Below are 15,912 nucleotides of genomic sequence, written 5' to 3'. Positions count from 1 at the left end.
CGAGAGTCCCGAAAGACGTTCGCCCCGATAATCATTCGCATTCGATCTCAGCGTCTATGCTGTCGCCATGTTGCTCATCGGAATCCTCGTGTTCGGCATGGTCGTCGGCGCCGCGGCCCAGTTGCTGCTGGGCAGGTCGGCGGGGCGGATCGATTGGACCCTCGCCTTCGCTGCCGGGCTCGCCGGTTCCTTCGTAGGCGGGCTGCTCGTCAGTCTTCTGGCCGGCGACGGACTGTCGCTACGGCCGAGCGGGATCATCGGCTCGCTCGTGGGGGCGCTGCTCGTCACCGGTGCGGTGGGCTGGTGGCGGGCACGTTCCGCCACGCCGAAGCCCTGACCCTCGGAGTGCGGGCGCGGAGCGGTGTGCAAGCTTCGAACGGGTCCTCGTCGGTCGTTCGTCGGAGATGACATTCCCGTCCATGCCTGGCGGGTCGTCGGTGGGCCGACCACGATGACCTCCGGTCGGCCGCGTCATGTGGCGCGGAGGAGGTAGGGCCGCGGTGTGTTCTTCGGGCGGCTGGGGCAACCTGAAGGACACACCGGCCGCGAAGCGGCCTTTCCTCACCAGAAGTCCAGTGCCTCCGCCAACGCGGTGGACTGCGCGTGGGTGGGCCGCTGCGCGCCGTCGACGGCGTAGACGGTGGTGCCCACGGTCGCGACGACGAGACCGTGCCGGGCGACGCCCATCGGTGGCAGCTCGGACCAGGTGCCGGTGGTCAGGTCGAACGCCTCGACGTCGTCGAGGACGCGGGTGGGTTCCTCGCCGCCGACCGCGACGATGCGGCCGTCGAGGTGGGTGACACCGAGCCCGCCGCGGGGGGTGGGCATGTCGGGAAGCTGCGTCCAGGTGTCGGTGGCGGGGTCGTAGCGCTCGACGGTGGCGACGTTCTTGTCGGCGGCCAGGTCCCGGCCGCCGACGGCGTAGGCGTAGGTGCCGTCGGTGGTGGCGGCGAGGTGCTCGCGCGGGGTCGGCAGGTCGGCGACCGTGCTCCAGCCGCTGCCGTCGAAGACGTCGGTCGTGGCGAGGAGGGTGTCGTCGGCCTGACCGCCGAACACGTAGATCTTGTCCCCGATGGTGACGGCGGCAGCGGCGGCACGCGCCTGCGGCATGGCCGGGAGTTCGGTCCACTGCCCGTCGCGCAGCGCGAACACCCGATCCGACGGTCGGGCGGTGAGGTCGGCGCCCTCGGGCACCCAGCCGCCGAGCACGACCAGCTCGTCCGCGTACTCGACGGCCATCGCGTGGTTGAGCGGGAGGGGGAGATCGGGTCCGACCTTCCAGGTGTCGATGGCCGGGTCGTAGCCCTCCACCCGGGCGGTGGACCCGTTGTTGTCGAGTCCGCCGAACACCCACACGGTGCCGTCGGCGACGGTGGCGGCGGTCTGCTGGCGGGCGGTGGGGGCGTCGCGCAGCTGCCGCCACGCCGGCCCGGGCTGGACGCGGCGCGGCGGGATCTGCAGCGCCTCGGTGACGGAGGTCGACTCGGCGTGGGTGGGTCCGGTGGCGCCGTCGATGGCGTAGACGGTGTCGCCGACCGCGCCGAGGGCCAGACCGTGCCGCGGGGTCCGCAGGTCCGGCAGCTCGGACCACGTGCCGGTGGTCAGGTCGAACGCCTCGACGTCGGCGAGGACGCGGGTGGGTTCCTCGCCGCCGGCGGCGACGATGCGGCCGTCGATGTAGGTGGCGCCGAGCCCGCCGCGCGGGGTGGGCATGTCGGGCAGGGCGGTCCACGCGCCGGTGGTGGGGTCGAAGCGCTCGAGGGTGGCGACGTTCTTGTCGGCGGACAGGTCCCGGCCGCCGATGGCGTAGGCGTAGGTGCCGTCGGTCGCGGCCGCGAGGTGCTCGCGCGGGGTCGGCAGGTCGGCGACCGTGGTCCAGGTGGTGCCGTCGAACACGTCGGTGGGGCGGATCAGGGTGTCGTCGGCCTGGCCGCCGAACACGTAGATCTTGTTTCCGATGGTGACGGCGGCGCCGGCGGCACGGGCCCGGGGCATCGGTGGCATCTCCACCCATTCACCGTTGCGGACGGCGAAGACCCGGTTCGATGCGGTGGCGGTGAGGTCGGGGCCGTCCGGGATCCAGCCGCCGAGGACGACGGGCACGCCGTCCCACGTGACGGCCGTCGCGTGGTTGAGCGGGATCGGCAGGTCGGGTCCGGCCTTCCAGGTGTCGATGGCCGGGTCGTAGCCCTCGTGGGCGGGGGAGGAGCCGGAGTCGTCCAGGCCGCCGAACACCCATACGGTGCCGTCGGCGACGGTGGCGGCGGTCTGCTGGCGGGCGGTGGGCGCGTCCCGCAGCGGTCGCCACGCGGCGGTCGGGGCGACCTCGGTGGTCTCGCCGGCCGCGGCGGTCCCGGCGTCGCCGGGCTGCCGTGTCGCCACGTAGACCGCCGTGGCCGCGACGGCGAGCAGCGCGACGGCGAGCACGGCGAGCAGCACCGGCAGCCGCACGGTTCGTCGCGCGGGGGGTTCGCTCGGGCGGGGTGGGCCGGGCGGCGGTGGCGGTGGGGGACCGTTCGGTCCCGGCGGTGCGGGTTTGACGGGTGCCGCGGTGGCCGTGACGGGTGTGGCCGTGACGGGTGTGGCCGTGACGGGTTTCGCGAGGGGGTGCCGGCCCGTCGGCTGGTCGTGGAACCGCAGCTCGCCGGGCAGGGCCATGTCGTCGACGTGGCGGCCGTGCCGGGCCTGGGTCTGCTGCAGCTCGCGGCCGAAGTCGGCCGCGGTCGCGGGCCGGCGGGCCGGGTCGACGGACATGGCGTGCTCGATGGCGGCGCACACGTCGTCGGGGATGCCGTGGGGGCGCAGGTCCGGGATGGGCTGGCTGGTGATGCGCAGGAACTGCGCGATGATCTCCTCGCCCGTGCGTCGCTCGAACGCGGCGCGGCCGGTGATGAGGGCGAACATGGCCGCGCCGAGACCGTAGATGTCCGAGGCCGGGGTGGGCGGCTTGCCCTCGAGCACCTCGGGTGCGGTGAAGGCGAGGGATCCGGTGAAGGCGCCGGTGGCGGTTTCGAAGCCGCCGGCGATGCGGGCGATGCCGAAGTCGGTGAGCTGCGGCTCGCCGTACTCGGTGACGAGGATGTTGGCGGGCTTGACGTCGCGGTGCAGGGTGCCGGCGCGGTGGGCGGTCTCGAGGGCGCCGGCGAGCTTGACCCCGACGCGGACGACGTCCCACCACGGCATCGGCCCGTCCCGGCGCACCCGCACCGCCAGCGAGTCGTTGGGGTGGTAGGGCATCACGATGTACGGCCGGCCGGTGGAGGTGACGCCCACCTGGAGGATGTTGACGATGTTCGGGTGGCCGGACAGCCCGCCCATCGCGAACCCCTCGCGCAGGAACCGTTCGCGGTTCTCGGCGTCGAGGTCGGAGGAGAGCACCTTGATCGCGACGGTGCGCCCGAGGGAGCGTTGCCGGCACCGATAGACGACGCCGAAGCCGCCCCGGCCGACGACGAGGGCGTCGTCGAACCCCGCCGCGGCGAGTTCCGCCGCGATCCCCTGCCCCGCGGGGCGGGTGGCTTCCGGATCGAAATCGGCCATGGTTCCCGGCTTTCGGCGTGCGACGCGCTCGGGGGAGTGCTGACTCGAGGATACCGCCGAAGCGCGGGGCCCGATCAGTGCCTCGCGCGCAGCCCGTTGGCGAACGGGCAGCCCACGAGGCGGCGCAGGGCGCGGCTCAGGGACTCGACGTCGTCGGCGGGTTCGGGGAACGGAATCCGGACGTCGTGGTCGCCGCGGCCGGACTCGAGTCGCAGGCGCAGGCCGTAACGGTCCAGGCCGAGAGGCCGGATGCGGCCGCGCCGGTCGTTGACGGGGATGTGCCGGGCGATGCGGTGGACGAGGTCGCCGTGGTCCTGCTCGAGGTGCTGCAACCATGCGGACTCGACGGCCGCGAACGGGTCCGGCGCGGCCGCGAGGACGTCGGCGACCTCCACGGACTCGGCGCCGGTGGTGTCGGCGGCGACGACGGACGTGAGCCGTAGGCGCAGCAGTTCGGCGCGGTGCCCGACGTCGAGCAGCGCGGGGTGGGGCAGGGTCGCGGCGATGTCGGCGGCGAGCCGGCGGGGTTCGGCGACGGCGTGGGCGGTGCCGCTGAGCCAGATGAGCGAGCGGACGGGGTTGCGCAGCCGCAGCGGCGAGTGGTCGGTCAGTTCCAGCACGGCGTGCAGGCCCGCGGCGCCGCGCTGCCAGGTCAGCGCGACGGCGGCACAGTCGTCGGGGACGACGACGAGCAGGTCGCCGTCGCTGTGCAGGTGGTGCAGCACCGCGGTGACGGGCGCGGCCCCGTCGGTGGCGAGTACGGCGGAGCCGGTGGCAACTGCGGCGGAGCCGGTGGCAACTGCGGCGGAGCCGGTGACAACTGCGACGGAGCCGGTGCGGGCGACGGCGGTGCGGACCGCTTCGGCGGTCGTGGGCGCGGAACGGGCGGTGGTGGCCGGCATCGAATCCTCCTCGAATGGTAGGTGAGGCAAACCTAAGTCATGGTGAGCGGGGTCGCAACACCCCGGCGACTAGCCTGGAGACGTGCCGATCCCGCTCACCCTCGGAATGCCGCCGTCCCGCGAGGAGCCCCGCGGCCTGCTCACCGCACTGCTCACCCGCCGGCATCCGACCCTCGCCGACGCGCTCGCCGCCCCCGCGCTCGACGCGATCGGAGACCCCGTGGTGCCGGTGTCCACGCTGACCGAGGCCCTCGGGGAGACCACCGGGGCGGTGCGGATCGTCGGTGAACTCGACGTCGCCCCCGACGCGGAGCGCCTGGCCGGCCTGCGCCCGGTCCCGGTCCGCTACCAGCTCGACTGCACCGCGGCGGACCTCGACGACGCGCTCGCCGTCGCGGTACCCGCCCCTCTGACCGTCTACGTCGACGCCGGTGACCTGCCCGTGACGGCCCGCGCACTCGTCGGCGCCGGACACAGCCCCGGCCTGCCCACCGGACGCGACGTGGGGGAGATCGCCGACTTCCTGTCCGTCCTCGCCCACGCCGGCACCGGTTACGTCGCCCGAGCCCGCGACGCCGACGAGGTGCTCGCCCTGCTCGCCGCCACCGTCGCGGCCCTGCGCGGCGACGACGTGCGCGCCGCCCTCGCCGCGCCCGACCCCGGCCGGCTGACCGCCCTGATCCCCGAGGCGGCCGCGGCCGTGCGCGAGATCCTGCTCGCCGTCGAGGTCGACGACCCGGCCGGCGTCGCGCGCGACCTCGCAGCCCTCGGCCTGGCGGCGCGATGACCCCGTTGCCGCGATGACCCCGTTGCCGCGATGACAGGGCCCGGACACGTTCGATGCGTACCCTTCTAGGCGTGCCCCGCATCGCCTACTTCGGCCCCACCGGAACCTTCACGGAGATGGCCCTCGCCCGGTTCGAGGACGCCGGCACCTTCGACGGCCCGGTCGAGCGGGTGTCGGCCGCCAGCCCGCCCGCGGCGCTGCAACTCGTGCGCGACGGCGCGGTCGACGGCGCAGTGGTGCCCATCGAGAGCTCGGTGGAGGGCTCGGTGCCCCCCACGATGGACGCCCTCGCGGTCGGCCCGCGCCTGCAGATCGTGGCCGAAACCGAGCTGGACGTCGCCTTCACCGTCGTGGCCCGGCCGGGCATCACGCTCGACGAGGTCCGCACCGTGCACGCCTATCCGGTGGCCGCCGCGCAGGTGCGCCAGTGGATCGTCGACCACATGCCGAAGGCCGACGTGGTGGCCGCCTCGTCCAATGCCGGCGCCGCCGAGGACGTCGCCGCCGGCAAGGCCGACGCCGGCGTGTCCACCGCCCTGGCCGGGCAGCGGCTCGGCCTGCCGGTCCTCGCCGACGGCGTCGCCGACCACGCCGGCGCCCGCACCCGGTTCGTGCTCGCCACCCGGCCCGCCCCCACGCCGGCGCGCACCGGCATCGACCGCACCTCCGTGATCCTGCAGCTGCCGAACGAACCGGGCTCCCTCGTGCGGGCCATGACCGAGTTCGCCACCCGCGGCATCGACCTCACCCGCATCGAGTCCCGCCCTACCCGCCAGGAATACGGGACCTACTTTTTCCACTTGGACTGTGTCGGCCACATCGACGACGCGCTCGTCGCCGAGGCGCTCAAGGCGCTGCACCGCTTCGCGCAGGTGCGGTTCCTCGGCTCCTGGGCGGCGGTGTCCCAGCACGGTGTGGCCCCGGTATCGGACGAAGAGGATGCGCAGTGGCTGCAACGGCTGCGGCGCGGGGAGGAAGAGCGTTGAGCGGCCGATTGATCCTGGTCCGGCACGGGCAGACGGTGGCGAATGTCGCACGTCGCCTGGACACCAAGCTGCCGGGCGCCGAACTGACCGACCTCGGCGTCGCGCAGGCCCGCACCCTCGGACAGGGCTTCGCGCAGCAGCCGCCGACAGCCCTGTTCGCCTCGCAGGCCCTGCGCGCCCGGCAGACCGCCGAGCACGTCGAGATCGCCGCCCGTGTGACCACCGTCGTCCGCGAAGGCCTGCACGAGGTGCAGGTCGGTGAGCTCGAGGACCGCAGCGACGAGGAATCCCACGCGCTGTTCATGAAGGTGTACGAGTCCTGGCACACCGGCGACCTGCGCGACCGTGTGCCCGGCGGCGAATCCGGCCTCGACGTCCTGGACCGGTACCTGCCGGTGGTCGAGTCGCTGCGCACCGATTACCTCGACGACGGCTCGGGGGACGTCGTGGTGGTCAGCCACGGCGCCGCCATCCGTCTCGTCGCCGCGCACCTCGGCCGGGTGCCGGGCAGCTTCGCGACCAGCAACCACCTCGCCAACACCCAGAGCGTCGAACTGGTCCCGCTGCCCGGCGGCGGCTGGGAGTGCGTGCGCTGGGGCACCTTCCAGGCGCCGTTCCACGACACCGGACGCGCCGGCGCCGACGATCCGATGGGTTAGCCCCCACCTCGTCGTCCCCGCGCCGTGGTGCTTCCTGCGCGCGTCCATCGCTCGCGGCGAGTCCCCGAGTGCGCAGGCGTCCCGGCCGGGGCCGCCGCACAGGTATCCTCGAGCCGTCCGAATGTAGCGATCGATAGGTTGGGTACGGCAATGGGAACTTCCACCGACGACACCGTCGCGGACGGTGTCGCTGCGCCGGACTGGCGTCGCCTCGAGCCGATGGAGCTGACTCCCATTCTCTCCGCGGCGCTCGACGCCTTCTACGAGACCGGGTTCCACGGCACCTCGGTACGGGAGATCGCCCGCCGGGTCGGCGTCACCGTTCCCGCGCTGTACTACCACCACGAGAACAAGGAAGGCCTGCTCATCGCGCTGCTCGAGCTCTCGACCAGCGACGTGATGACCCGGGCCTACGCCGCCGACGCCGACGGCGGCGACGATCCGGTGCAGCGGCTCTCCAACGCCATCGAGGCGATCGTGCTGCGCATGACGAACCGTCCCCGCCTCGCCGCCCTCGAGGGCGAGGTGCGCTACCTCAGCCCCGAGAACCGGCAGCGCTACCGCGCGGTGCGCAAGGAGATCGAGAAGCTCGTCTTCGAGATCGTCGAGGACGGGACCCGGCGCGGGGCGTTCGACGTCGAGGATCCGGCCGAGACGACCCGTGCGCTGCTCGGCATGTGCCAGTCCATCCCGCGGTGGTACCACCGCGAGGGCTCCCTGAGCCCGGAGGAGGTGGCGCGCAAGTACGTCGCGATCGCCCTCAAGACGGTCGGCGCTACCCCTCCCCCGAAGCCCTGAGGGGCGGGCTCAGCTCCGGCCGAACACCGCCGTCCGCTTCTCCTGGAAGGCGCTCACGCCCTCGTGGAAGTCCGCGGACGCCAGCAGCTCGAGCTGCCCGGCGCGCTCGCGGGTGAACGCGCTGTCGAGCTCGCCGAGGGTCGCGTCGTTGATCGCGTCCTTGGTGGCGTGGAAGGCCTCGGCCGGTCCGGCGGCGAGCCGGGTGGCGAGCGCGTCGACGGCGGCGGCGAAGTCGTCGTCGGGGTGCACCTCGGCGATCAGCCCGGCCGCGAGTGCCTCGGTGACGGGCAGCCGTTCGGCGAGCAGCGCCATCTTCAGGGCACGGGCACGGCCGATCGACGCGGCGACGAGTGCGGTCGCGCCGCCGTCGGGCATGAGGCCGATGCGGGTGAAGGCGAGCAGCAGGTAGGCGGACTCGGCCGCGACGGTGAGGTCGCAGCCCAGGGCGAGGGACACGCCGACGCCGGCGGCGGGGCCGTTGACGGCGCCGATGACCGGGCGCGGGAAGGCGCGGATCGCGGCGACGGTGCGGTTGGCGGCGTCGATGGTCCCGGCCGACGGCGGAGCGGACAGGTCCTTGCCGGCGAGGTCGGCGCCGGTGCAGAAGGCGCGACCGGTGCCGGTGAGGACTGCGACGCGCACGGCGTCGTCGCCGGCGTGCTTCTCGAAGGCGTCGGCGACGGCCTCGAGGGTGGCGGTGGTGACGGCGTTCATCCGTGCGGGCCGGTTGAGGGTGACGCGCAGGATGCCGTCGTCGACGGTGACGTCGACGCCGACGGGATCGATGGTCATGGGTCCTCCGGGGGTGGGGTTCTCGGGACGGTCAGGGTCTCTCGGGACGTCAGGGGCGCAGCGCGAGGGCGACCTTGCCGGTGGCGGAGCGATGTGCGAGCGACCGCAGCGCCTCGGCGGCGTGCGTCATCGGGTGGACGGTGGGTTCGGGGATCTGCAGGGCCCCGGAGCGCAGCAGCGGCTCGAGCTGCGCCCATTGCTGGGCGGTGTAGCCGGGGAAGGTACGCACGTATTCGCCCCATCCGGCGCCGAGGACCGAGATGTTCTTGAGCAGAAGACGATTCACTTTGACGGTGGGAATCTCGCCGCCGGTGAAGCCGAGGACCACGACCCGTCCGTTCGGTGCCAGGCTGCGCAGGCTGTCGGTGAACCGGTCGCCGCCGACGGGATCGAGAACGATGTCGACGCCGCGTCCGCCGGTGAGCTCGAGGACCCGGTCCTTGAAGCCCTCCACGGCGACGGTGTGGGTGGCGCGGTTGGCCTTCGCGACCGCGGCCTTCTCCTCGGTGCTCACCACCGCGATGGTCTCGAGTCCGAGCGCGGCCGCGACCTGCAGGGCGGCGACGCCGACCCCGCCTGCGGCGCCGTGCACGAGCACCGTCTCGCCGGCGCGGTAGCGGGCGCGTTCGTCGAGGGCGAAGTGGACGGTCAGGTAGTTCATGAGGAATCCGGCTCCGGCCGTCAGGGACACCGAATCGGGAAGCGGAAAGACGGATTTCGGATCCACCGCGACGGTCTGCTGCCAGGCGCCGCCGGTGGCGAGGACGGCGACGCGCTGCCCCGGGCTCAGGCCGCTGCCGGCCGGGGCGGTGCGCACGGTGCCGGCGCCTTCGACGCCGAGCACGGACGGCAGGGGGCGCACGACCTGGTAGCTCGCTGTGGTCTGCAGCAGGTCTGGGAACGAGACTCCGGCCGCGTGCAGATCGACGACGACGAGGCCGTCCGCGTCGGGCTCGGGAAGGTCCACGAGCCGTACGCCGTCGGGCCCGGTTGCTTCGGTCAGTTGTACCGCCTGCATGAGTTCTCCTGCCGTCCTGGTGGCCGAGCCTGTCTCGGGGCTCCGTGTCTCGGGGGCCCGTGTCTTCGGGAATCCGTGTCGCGGCTCACGCGTACGGCCTCATCCATACCAGAACCGTCTGATCGGACGCTAGTTAGACCAGACCATTGACCGATCGATCGATCCGTGATAGTCCTTTAGCGATCGATAAGTAACGCCGACTGTATCCGATAGGGGCGCACATGGCCGACGAGTCCACCGTTACCGAACCTGCCGCACAGTACGAGCGGCGTGGCGGCATCGCCGTCATCACGCTCAACCGCCCCCGGGCGCTCAACGCCGTGAACGCAGCGCTGGCGACGGCGGTCGGCACGCTGCTCGAGCAGGCGGAGGCGGACGACGACGTGCGCGTCGTGGTGCTCACCGGTGCGGGCCGCGCGTTCTGCGCGGGCGCCGACCTCAAGGCCCTGGCCACGGGCGAGAGCATCGCCGCCGACGGGCACCCCGAATGGGGTTTCGCCGGCTATGCCCAGCACTGGATCAGCAAGCCGACCATCGCCGCGGTCAACGGGTTCGCCCTCGGCGGCGGCACCGAGCTGGTGCTCGCGTCCGACCTCGCCGTCGTCGACGAGGAGGCCCAGCTGGGCCTGCCCGAGGTCAAGCGAGGTCTCTTCGCCGCCGCGGGCGGGGTGATCCGGCTCCAACAGCAGATCCCCCGCAAGGTCGCGCTGGAACTGGCGCTGACCGGTGAGCCGATCTCCGCTGCGCAGGGCAAGGAACTGGGCCTGGTCAACCGGGTCGCACCGCACGGCACGGCGCTCGAGATGGCGCTCGGGCTGGCCGAGACCATCGCCGCGAACGCTCCGCTCTCGGTACGCGAATCGAAGTCGATGATCCACCGGACCGCGCACGGCGCCGACTGGGAGCCGGGTGTGTGGGAGGCCAACGCCGCCGCGGTGAAGGTGGTGTTCACCAGCGACGACGCCAAGGAAGGCCCGACCGCCTTCGCACAGAAGCGGCAGCCGGTCTGGAAGGGTCGCTGACCCCCTGATCTCGGCCCGGGGTCTCGTCGATCCCCTCCGGGGCACCCGGGCCGCTCCAACCCTCGAAAGGAACTCCTCATGACCAACGCTGTCATCGTCGACGTGGTCCGCACCGCGGTCGGCAAGGGCAAGCCCGGCGGCGCCCTGTCCGGCACCCATCCCGTCGAGCTGCTCGCCCACGTGCTGCGTGAGATCACCTCGCGCAACGACCTCGACCCCGCCCTCGTCGACGACGTCATCGGCGGCTGCGTCAACCAGGCGGGCGAGCAGGCCCTGAACATCTCCCGCACCGCCCTGCTGTCGGCCGGCTTCCCCGAGTCGGTGCCGGCCACCACCATCGACCGGCAGTGCGGCTCGAGCCAGCAGGCCGCCCACTTCGCCGCCCAGGGCATCATCGCCGGCGCCTACGACATCGTCATCGCGTGCGGTGTGGAGTCGATGAGCCGGGTGCCGATGGGTACGTCGTCGATGGGGCAGGACGCCTCCGGCCCGGGCATCGCCGCCCGCTACCCCGAGGGCCTGGTCAACCAGGGCATCTCCGCCGAGCTGATCGCCGCGAAGTGGAAGTTCGACCGCGAGGCCCTCGACGCGTTCTCGGCGCAGTCGCACCAGCGGGCCGCCGAGGCGATCGCCGCCGGTTTCTTCGACAAGGAGATCGTCCCGATCACGGTCACCAATGCCGCCGGTGAGCAGGTCCGGCACACCGTCGACGAGACGGTGCGCGCCGCCACCACCGCCGAGGCCCTGGCCGGGCTGAAGCCGTCGTTCTACACCGAGGCGTACGCCGCGCGCTTCCCGGAGGCCGGCTGGCACATCACCCCGGGCAACTCGTCGCCGCTGACCGACGGGGCGTCGGCGGTGCTGATCATGAGCGAGGAGGCCGCCGCCAAGCTGGGCCTGACCCCGCGGGCGCGGTTCCATTCCTTCGCCGTCGCCGGCGACGATCCGATGTTCATGCTCACCGCCCCCATCCCCGCGACGAAGAAGATCCTGGCCCGCTCGGGTCTGGGCATCGACGACATCGACGCCTACGAGGTCAACGAGGCGTTCGCCCCGGTGCCGCTGATGTGGGCGCACGAGTTCGGGGCGGATCCGGCCCGGCTCAACCCGCGCGGCGGCGCGATCGCCCTCGGACACGCCCTCGGCTCGTCCGGCACCCGGCTGCTGACCACGCTGGTCAACCACCTCGAGGCCACCGGCGGCCGGTACGGCCTGCAGACCATGTGCGAGGGCGCCGGCATGGCCAATGCCACCATCATCGAACGTCTCTGACCCGCAACCACATCCGAAAGGAATCTCATGATCGTCAACGACAGCGTTGCCGTCGTCACCGGCGGTGCCTCCGGCCTCGGCCTGGCCACCGTCAAGGCCCTGCTCGCCGACGGCGCGCAGGTCGTCATCATCGACCTGCCCTCCTCCAACGGTGAGACCGTCGCCAAGGAGCTCGGCGACCGCGTCCGCTTCGCCGCCGCCGACGTCACCGACGAGGCCGCCGTCGTCGAGGCCCTCGACCTCGCCGAATCGCTCGGCCCGCTGCGCGTCGCGGTCAACTGCGCCGGCATCGGCAACGCCATCAAGACCGTGAGCAAGAAGGGCGCGTTCCCGCTCGCCGACTTCACCAAGATCATCAACGTGAATCTCGTCGGCACGTTCAACGTGATCCGCCTGGCCGCCGAGCGCATCGCCAAGACCGAGCCGATCGACGGCGAGCGCGGCGTCATCATCAACACCGCCTCCGTCGCCGCGTTCGACGGCCAGATCGGCCAGGCCGCCTACTCCGCGTCCAAGGGCGGCGTCGTCGGCATGACCCTGCCGATCGCCCGCGATCTCGCGTCGCTGCTGATCCGCGTCGTCACCATCGCCCCCGGCCTGTTCAAGACCCCGCTCCTCGGCTCCCTGCCGGAGGAGGCGCAGGCCTCGCTCGGCCAGCAGGTGCCCCACCCGGCCCGCCTCGGCGACCCGTCCGAGTACGGCGCCCTGGCCGCGCACATCGTCTCCAACCCGATGCTCAACGGCGAGGTCATCCGCCTCGACGGCGCCATCCGCATGGCCCCGCGCTGAGCGCCGCCTGAGCTGATCGACGCGTGAGAGGACGGGGCCGATGACTGTGGAGCCCGCACCCCCCAGGTTCGCGAACTGGCGGGAGTTCGAGCCCCTACAGCTCGGCCCCATCCTCGATCACGCGCTGGAAGCCTTCGGAGAGAACGGTTTCCACGGAACCACCGTCCGCGACCTGGCCCGCCGGGTCGGGGTGACGGTGCCCGCGCTGTACTACCACCACGAGAACAAGGAAGCCGTTCTCGTCACCCTGCTCGACACCGCCGTCCGGGACCTGATCGAACGCGCCCTCGCCGCCGTCGGCGACGGTGGTGACGACCCCGTCCGGCGCTTCACCAACTTCGTCGAGGCGATCGTGCTGAACTCGACGCACCGCGCCCCGCAGTCCGCACTCGACTCCGAACTGCGGCACGTGTCCCCGCAGAACCGCCGCAACTACGCCGCGACCCGGAAGCGCCTCGAGCTCATGGCCCTCGACCTCGTCGACGACGGGGTCGAGCGCGGCGTCTTCGCCGTCGACGACATCGCCGAATCCGTGCGTGCCCTGCTCGGCATGTGCCAGTCCATCGCCCGCTGGTTCCGGCTCGGCGGCCCGCTCACTCCCGACCAGGTCACCGCCCGCTACACCGTCATCGCCCTGCGCATCGTGGGATACCGGGCCGCGCCGGACCCGCCCAGCGGCTCGTCGCCGGTGCGGAGGAACTGAGCGCCGATCGCCCGCCGACCCGACCGTCCTTCGCCCTCCTGGGAGAGAACCGATGCACCGCAACCTTTTCGAAGCCGACCACGAGGCGTACCGGGACACCGTGCGCGAATTCCTCGCCCGCGAGGTCGAACCGCACTACGAACGGTGGGAGACCGAGCGGCTCATCGACCGCTCCGCCTGGCTCGCCGCCGGCAAGTCCGGCATCGTCGGCCTCGGCGTCCCCGAAGAATACGGCGGCTCCGGGGTGACCGACTACCGGTTCCGCTGCGTCGTCGCCGAGGAGATCGCCCGCACCGGCACCACCTCCTTCGGCTCCGGCATGAGCCTGCAGGACGACATCGCCATCCCCTATGTCGCCGACCTCGGCACCGAGGACCAGAAGCGGCGCTGGCTGCCCGGCATGGCCGCCGGGGAGCTGATCGGCGCGATCGCCATGACCGAACCCGGCACCGGCTCGGACCTGCAAGCCGTCAAGACCACCGCCGTGCGCGACGGCGACGACTGGATCCTGACCGGGCAGAAGACGTTCATCACCAACGGTATCCACTCCGATCTGGTCATCGTCGTCGCCCGCACCGACCCGCACGCCGGTGCCCGCGGATTCTCCCTGCTCGTCGTCGAACGCGACATGCCGGGCTTTTCCCGCGGCCGCAAGCTGCACAAGGTGGGCCTGGCCGGGCAGGACACCGCCGAACTGTCCTTCGAGGGCGTGCGGGTGCCGGCCGCGAACCTGCTCGGCACCGAAGGGCAGGGATTCTTCCACCTGATGGAGCACCTGCCCCTCGAGCGCCTCTCCATCGCCGTCGCCGCGATCGCGGCCGCGCGGGCGGCGTACGAGTGGACCAAGGACTACGTGTTCGAACGCAGGGCGTTCGGCAAGCCGATCGGCGACCTGCAGAACACCCGCTTCGCCCTCGCCGAGATGCTCACCGAGATCGAGGTCACCGGCTCGCACATCGACCGGTGCGTCCTGGCGCTCAACGCGGGCGAGCTGACCGCGGTCGACGCCGCCAAGGCCAAATGGTGGGCCAGCGAGCTGCAGAAGCGCGTCGTCGACCGGTGCGTGCAGTTGCACGGCGGCTACGGCTACATGATGGAGTACCCCATCGGCCGCGCCTACGTCGACACCCGCATCCAGACCATCTACGGTGGCACCACCGAGATCATGAAGGAGATCATCGGACGCGACATCGCCGCCGAATACGCCTGATCCACCCCGTATCCGAAGGAGAGACACCATGTTCGATCTGTCCGGCAAGCGGGCACTGGTCACCGGCGGCTCGGCCGGAATCGGGCTGGGCATGGCGCGCGGGCTCGCCTCCGCAGGTGCCGACGTGGCGCTGTGGGGCCGCGGCGCCGAACGCCTCGAGAAGGCGGCGGCCGATCTCGCGACGACCGGGGCGCGCGTGGTGACCCGATCGGTGGACGTGTCCGACGAGGAGGCCGTGCGCGACGGTGTCGCCGCGACGGTCGCGGAGCTCGGCGGCCTCGACATCGTCGTGGTCAACGCCGGAATCGGTGTGCCCCTCGTCAAGTTCGTCGAGTCGAGTACCGAGGACTACCGGAAGGTGACGGCCGCCAACCTCGACGGGGCGTACTTCACCCTGCGCGAGACGGCCAGGGTGCTCGTCGACCAGGGCACCGGCGGATCGGTGATCGTCACCTCCAGCCTGGGTGCGATCCAGGGCGCCGGGCGCAATCAGGCCTACGCCGCCACCAAGGCAGGGGTCCTGGCCCTGGCCAACGGGTGCGCGGTGGAACTCGCCCGGCACCGCATCCGCGTCAACAGCGTGCTGCCCGGCTGGATCGCCACCGACATGACCGGACCGCTCCAGGGCTCCGAATCGTTCACCACGCACGTTATTTCCCGGGTACCGTTGGGCCGGTGGGGAACTCCCGAGGACTTCGCCGGCATCGCCGTGTACCTCGCGAGCGACGCGTCCGCGTTCCAGACCGGATCGTCCACCCTGATCGACGGCGGCTACTCGATCTTCTGACGTCGCCGGAAGTGTTGTCCAGCAAGTTCGTCCACGAGGAGAAGCTATGGCACTGACCGCATTCCTGGAGCTCGAGTTCAAGCCCGACGTGCTCGGGGAGGCCCGCGCGCTGATGGATCGTGTTCTGAAGGAAACCCGCGCGTTCGACGGCTGCCTGGGCCTCGAGGTGCTCGCCGACCGTTCGAACGAGGCCCGCTGGGTGGTCGTGGAGAAGTGGGAGTCGGAGCAGCACGACGCCGCGTACCGCGAGTTCCGGGCCGGGCCCGGTGCAATCACCGATCTCGGTCCGCTGCTCGCGGGTGCGCCGAAGCTGACCTACTACAACGAGGTCTGACCGGCAGGGGTGGGCAGATCCCGCCCTGGGGTGCCTGGCCGGGGGCGGCGCCGTCGCCGACGATCGATACGTCGGATCGACGCCCGCCTACCCGGTCCCGGGAACGGCGGAACCTCCCAGAAAAGGCGGACGCCATGAACATCGAAGAGATGGCCCGGACCCTGCTCACCCTCGACGCCGGTGACGAAGCCGCGCTGCGCAGCGTCGCAGCGATCGAGGACGCCACCTTCGCGGCCTACGCGAGCGACTACGTCGAGGCCATGACGCGGCCCGGCTGCAAGGGCTGCCACGGCGGCTGATCGGCGGGCGTGCA

17 protein-coding genes are annotated in these 15,912 nt (G+C 72.1%); 13 read left to right on the top strand and 4 right to left on the bottom strand.

Annotated elements, in window-relative coordinates; genetic code table 11:
• The first annotated feature begins 67 nt into the window (after positions 1–67).
• Positions 68–337 (top strand): hypothetical protein, encoded by a 270-nt coding sequence (locus OCS65_RS00320; RefSeq protein WP_006944638.1) that lies wholly within the window; start codon positions 68–70, stop codon positions 335–337.
• Positions 338–561: 224 nt separating this feature from the next.
• Here OCS65_RS00320 and OCS65_RS00315 read toward each other — a convergent pair whose 3' ends face one another.
• Both OCS65_RS00315 and OCS65_RS00310 read right to left on the bottom strand, forming a co-directional pair.
• Entirely contained in the window at positions 562–3,540 is a 2,979-nt protein-coding gene (locus OCS65_RS00315; protein WP_263508392.1) for a serine/threonine-protein kinase, read from the bottom strand.
• A gap of 74 nt (positions 3,541–3,614) precedes the next feature.
• Positions 3,615–4,442 carry a DUF2470 domain-containing protein gene (locus OCS65_RS00310; protein WP_263508390.1) on the bottom strand — a complete coding sequence of 276 codons (828 nt, stop codon included), beginning with the start codon at positions 4,440–4,442 and terminating at the stop codon, positions 3,615–3,617.
• Between the two features lie 82 nt (positions 4,443–4,524).
• Between OCS65_RS00310 and OCS65_RS00305 the strand changes: the two genes are divergently transcribed.
• The 4 genes from OCS65_RS00305 to OCS65_RS00290 all read left to right on the top strand — a co-directional run bounded on the left by OCS65_RS00305 (position 4,525) and on the right by OCS65_RS00290 (position 7,672).
• A complete protein-coding gene (locus tag OCS65_RS00305) occupies positions 4,525–5,229 on the top strand; it encodes a hypothetical protein (RefSeq protein ID WP_029546941.1) in 705 nt (234 codons plus the stop codon).
• Positions 5,230–5,300: 71 nt separating this feature from the next.
• Entirely contained in the window at positions 5,301–6,215 is a 915-nt protein-coding gene (gene pheA / locus OCS65_RS00300; RefSeq protein WP_065923216.1) for a prephenate dehydratase, read from the top strand.
• A complete protein-coding gene (locus tag OCS65_RS00295; RefSeq protein ID WP_231772167.1) occupies positions 6,212–6,874 on the top strand; it encodes a histidine phosphatase family protein in 663 nt (220 codons plus the stop codon). The genes pheA and OCS65_RS00295 overlap by 4 nt, the downstream gene beginning before the upstream one ends.
• Before the next feature lie 150 nt (positions 6,875–7,024).
• Positions 7,025–7,672, top strand: a complete 648-nt coding sequence (locus OCS65_RS00290) for a TetR/AcrR family transcriptional regulator (RefSeq protein ID WP_006944631.1) — start codon at positions 7,025–7,027, stop codon at positions 7,670–7,672.
• 9 nt (positions 7,673–7,681) lie between these two features.
• Here the strand turns inward: OCS65_RS00290 and OCS65_RS00285 are convergent, their stop codons facing one another.
• Entirely contained in the window at positions 7,682–8,464 is a 783-nt protein-coding gene (locus tag OCS65_RS00285) for an enoyl-CoA hydratase (protein ID WP_263508386.1), read from the bottom strand.
• Between the two features lie 49 nt (positions 8,465–8,513).
• Positions 8,514–9,482, bottom strand: coding sequence for an NADPH:quinone oxidoreductase family protein (locus tag OCS65_RS00280; protein WP_006944629.1), 969 nt, complete (start codon positions 9,480–9,482; stop codon positions 8,514–8,516).
• Between the two features lie 221 nt (positions 9,483–9,703).
• Here OCS65_RS00280 and OCS65_RS00275 point away from each other — a divergent pair, with 221 nt between their 5' ends.
• From OCS65_RS00275 to OCS65_RS00240, 8 genes are all read left to right on the top strand, one after another.
• The gene (locus OCS65_RS00275) at positions 9,704–10,504 is read left to right on the top strand and encodes a crotonase/enoyl-CoA hydratase family protein (RefSeq protein WP_006944628.1); all 801 of its coding nucleotides are present in this window, start codon (positions 9,704–9,706) and stop codon (positions 10,502–10,504) included.
• A gap of 78 nt (positions 10,505–10,582) precedes the next feature.
• Positions 10,583–11,776, top strand: coding sequence for a thiolase family protein (locus OCS65_RS00270; protein ID WP_029546945.1), 1,194 nt, complete (start codon positions 10,583–10,585; stop codon positions 11,774–11,776).
• A 27-nt stretch (positions 11,777–11,803) separates the two neighbouring features.
• Positions 11,804–12,565, top strand: a complete 762-nt coding sequence (locus OCS65_RS00265; protein ID WP_006944612.1) for a 3-hydroxyacyl-CoA dehydrogenase — start codon at positions 11,804–11,806, stop codon at positions 12,563–12,565.
• Between the two features lie 40 nt (positions 12,566–12,605).
• Positions 12,606–13,268 carry a TetR/AcrR family transcriptional regulator gene (locus tag OCS65_RS00260; protein WP_044476387.1) on the top strand — a complete coding sequence of 221 codons (663 nt, stop codon included), beginning with the start codon at positions 12,606–12,608 and terminating at the stop codon, positions 13,266–13,268.
• Between the two features lie 52 nt (positions 13,269–13,320).
• The gene (locus tag OCS65_RS00255) at positions 13,321–14,478 is read left to right on the top strand and encodes an acyl-CoA dehydrogenase family protein (RefSeq protein ID WP_006944601.1); all 1,158 of its coding nucleotides are present in this window, start codon (positions 13,321–13,323) and stop codon (positions 14,476–14,478) included.
• A gap of 28 nt (positions 14,479–14,506) precedes the next feature.
• Positions 14,507–15,265, top strand: coding sequence for an SDR family NAD(P)-dependent oxidoreductase (locus OCS65_RS00250; RefSeq protein ID WP_043798289.1), 759 nt, complete (start codon positions 14,507–14,509; stop codon positions 15,263–15,265).
• Between the two features lie 46 nt (positions 15,266–15,311).
• Complete coding sequence (locus OCS65_RS00245) at positions 15,312–15,599, top strand: putative quinol monooxygenase (protein ID WP_029546949.1); 288 nt, start codon at positions 15,312–15,314, stop codon at positions 15,597–15,599.
• A gap of 134 nt (positions 15,600–15,733) precedes the next feature.
• Complete coding sequence (locus tag OCS65_RS00240) at positions 15,734–15,898, top strand: hypothetical protein (protein ID WP_006944596.1); 165 nt, start codon at positions 15,734–15,736, stop codon at positions 15,896–15,898.
• The last annotated feature ends 14 nt before the right edge of the window (positions 15,899–15,912 follow it).

The sequence above is a fragment of the Rhodococcus aetherivorans genome, from assembly GCF_025722975.1.
Classification (GTDB): domain Bacteria; phylum Actinomycetota; class Actinomycetes; order Mycobacteriales; family Mycobacteriaceae; genus Rhodococcus; species Rhodococcus aetherivorans.
Note: the sequence above shows the minus strand (reverse complement) of the source record. Positions and strands in the feature narration are given on the sequence as shown.

Coding starts and splice junctions, on each gene's coding strand:
- OCS65_RS00320 (WP_006944638.1), top strand. CDS start 68: ATGTTGCTCATCGGAATCCTCGTGTTCGGCATGGTCGTCGGCGCCGCG.
- OCS65_RS00315 (WP_263508392.1), bottom strand. CDS start 3,540: ATGGCCGATTTCGATCCGGAAGCCACCCGCCCCGCGGGGCAGGGGATC.
- OCS65_RS00310 (WP_263508390.1), bottom strand. CDS start 4,442: ATGCCGGCCACCACCGCCCGTTCCGCGCCCACGACCGCCGAAGCGGTC.
- OCS65_RS00290 (WP_006944631.1), top strand. CDS start 7,025: ATGGGAACTTCCACCGACGACACCGTCGCGGACGGTGTCGCTGCGCCG.
- OCS65_RS00285 (WP_263508386.1), bottom strand. CDS start 8,464: ATGACCATCGATCCCGTCGGCGTCGACGTCACCGTCGACGACGGCATC.
- OCS65_RS00280 (WP_006944629.1), bottom strand. CDS start 9,482: ATGCAGGCGGTACAACTGACCGAAGCAACCGGGCCCGACGGCGTACGG.
- OCS65_RS00275 (WP_006944628.1), top strand. CDS start 9,704: ATGGCCGACGAGTCCACCGTTACCGAACCTGCCGCACAGTACGAGCGG.
- OCS65_RS00270 (WP_029546945.1), top strand. CDS start 10,583: ATGACCAACGCTGTCATCGTCGACGTGGTCCGCACCGCGGTCGGCAAG.
- OCS65_RS00265 (WP_006944612.1), top strand. CDS start 11,804: ATGATCGTCAACGACAGCGTTGCCGTCGTCACCGGCGGTGCCTCCGGC.
- OCS65_RS00260 (WP_044476387.1), top strand. CDS start 12,606: ATGACTGTGGAGCCCGCACCCCCCAGGTTCGCGAACTGGCGGGAGTTC.
- OCS65_RS00255 (WP_006944601.1), top strand. CDS start 13,321: ATGCACCGCAACCTTTTCGAAGCCGACCACGAGGCGTACCGGGACACC.
- OCS65_RS00250 (WP_043798289.1), top strand. CDS start 14,507: ATGTTCGATCTGTCCGGCAAGCGGGCACTGGTCACCGGCGGCTCGGCC.
- OCS65_RS00245 (WP_029546949.1), top strand. CDS start 15,312: ATGGCACTGACCGCATTCCTGGAGCTCGAGTTCAAGCCCGACGTGCTC.
- OCS65_RS00240 (WP_006944596.1), top strand. CDS start 15,734: ATGAACATCGAAGAGATGGCCCGGACCCTGCTCACCCTCGACGCCGGT.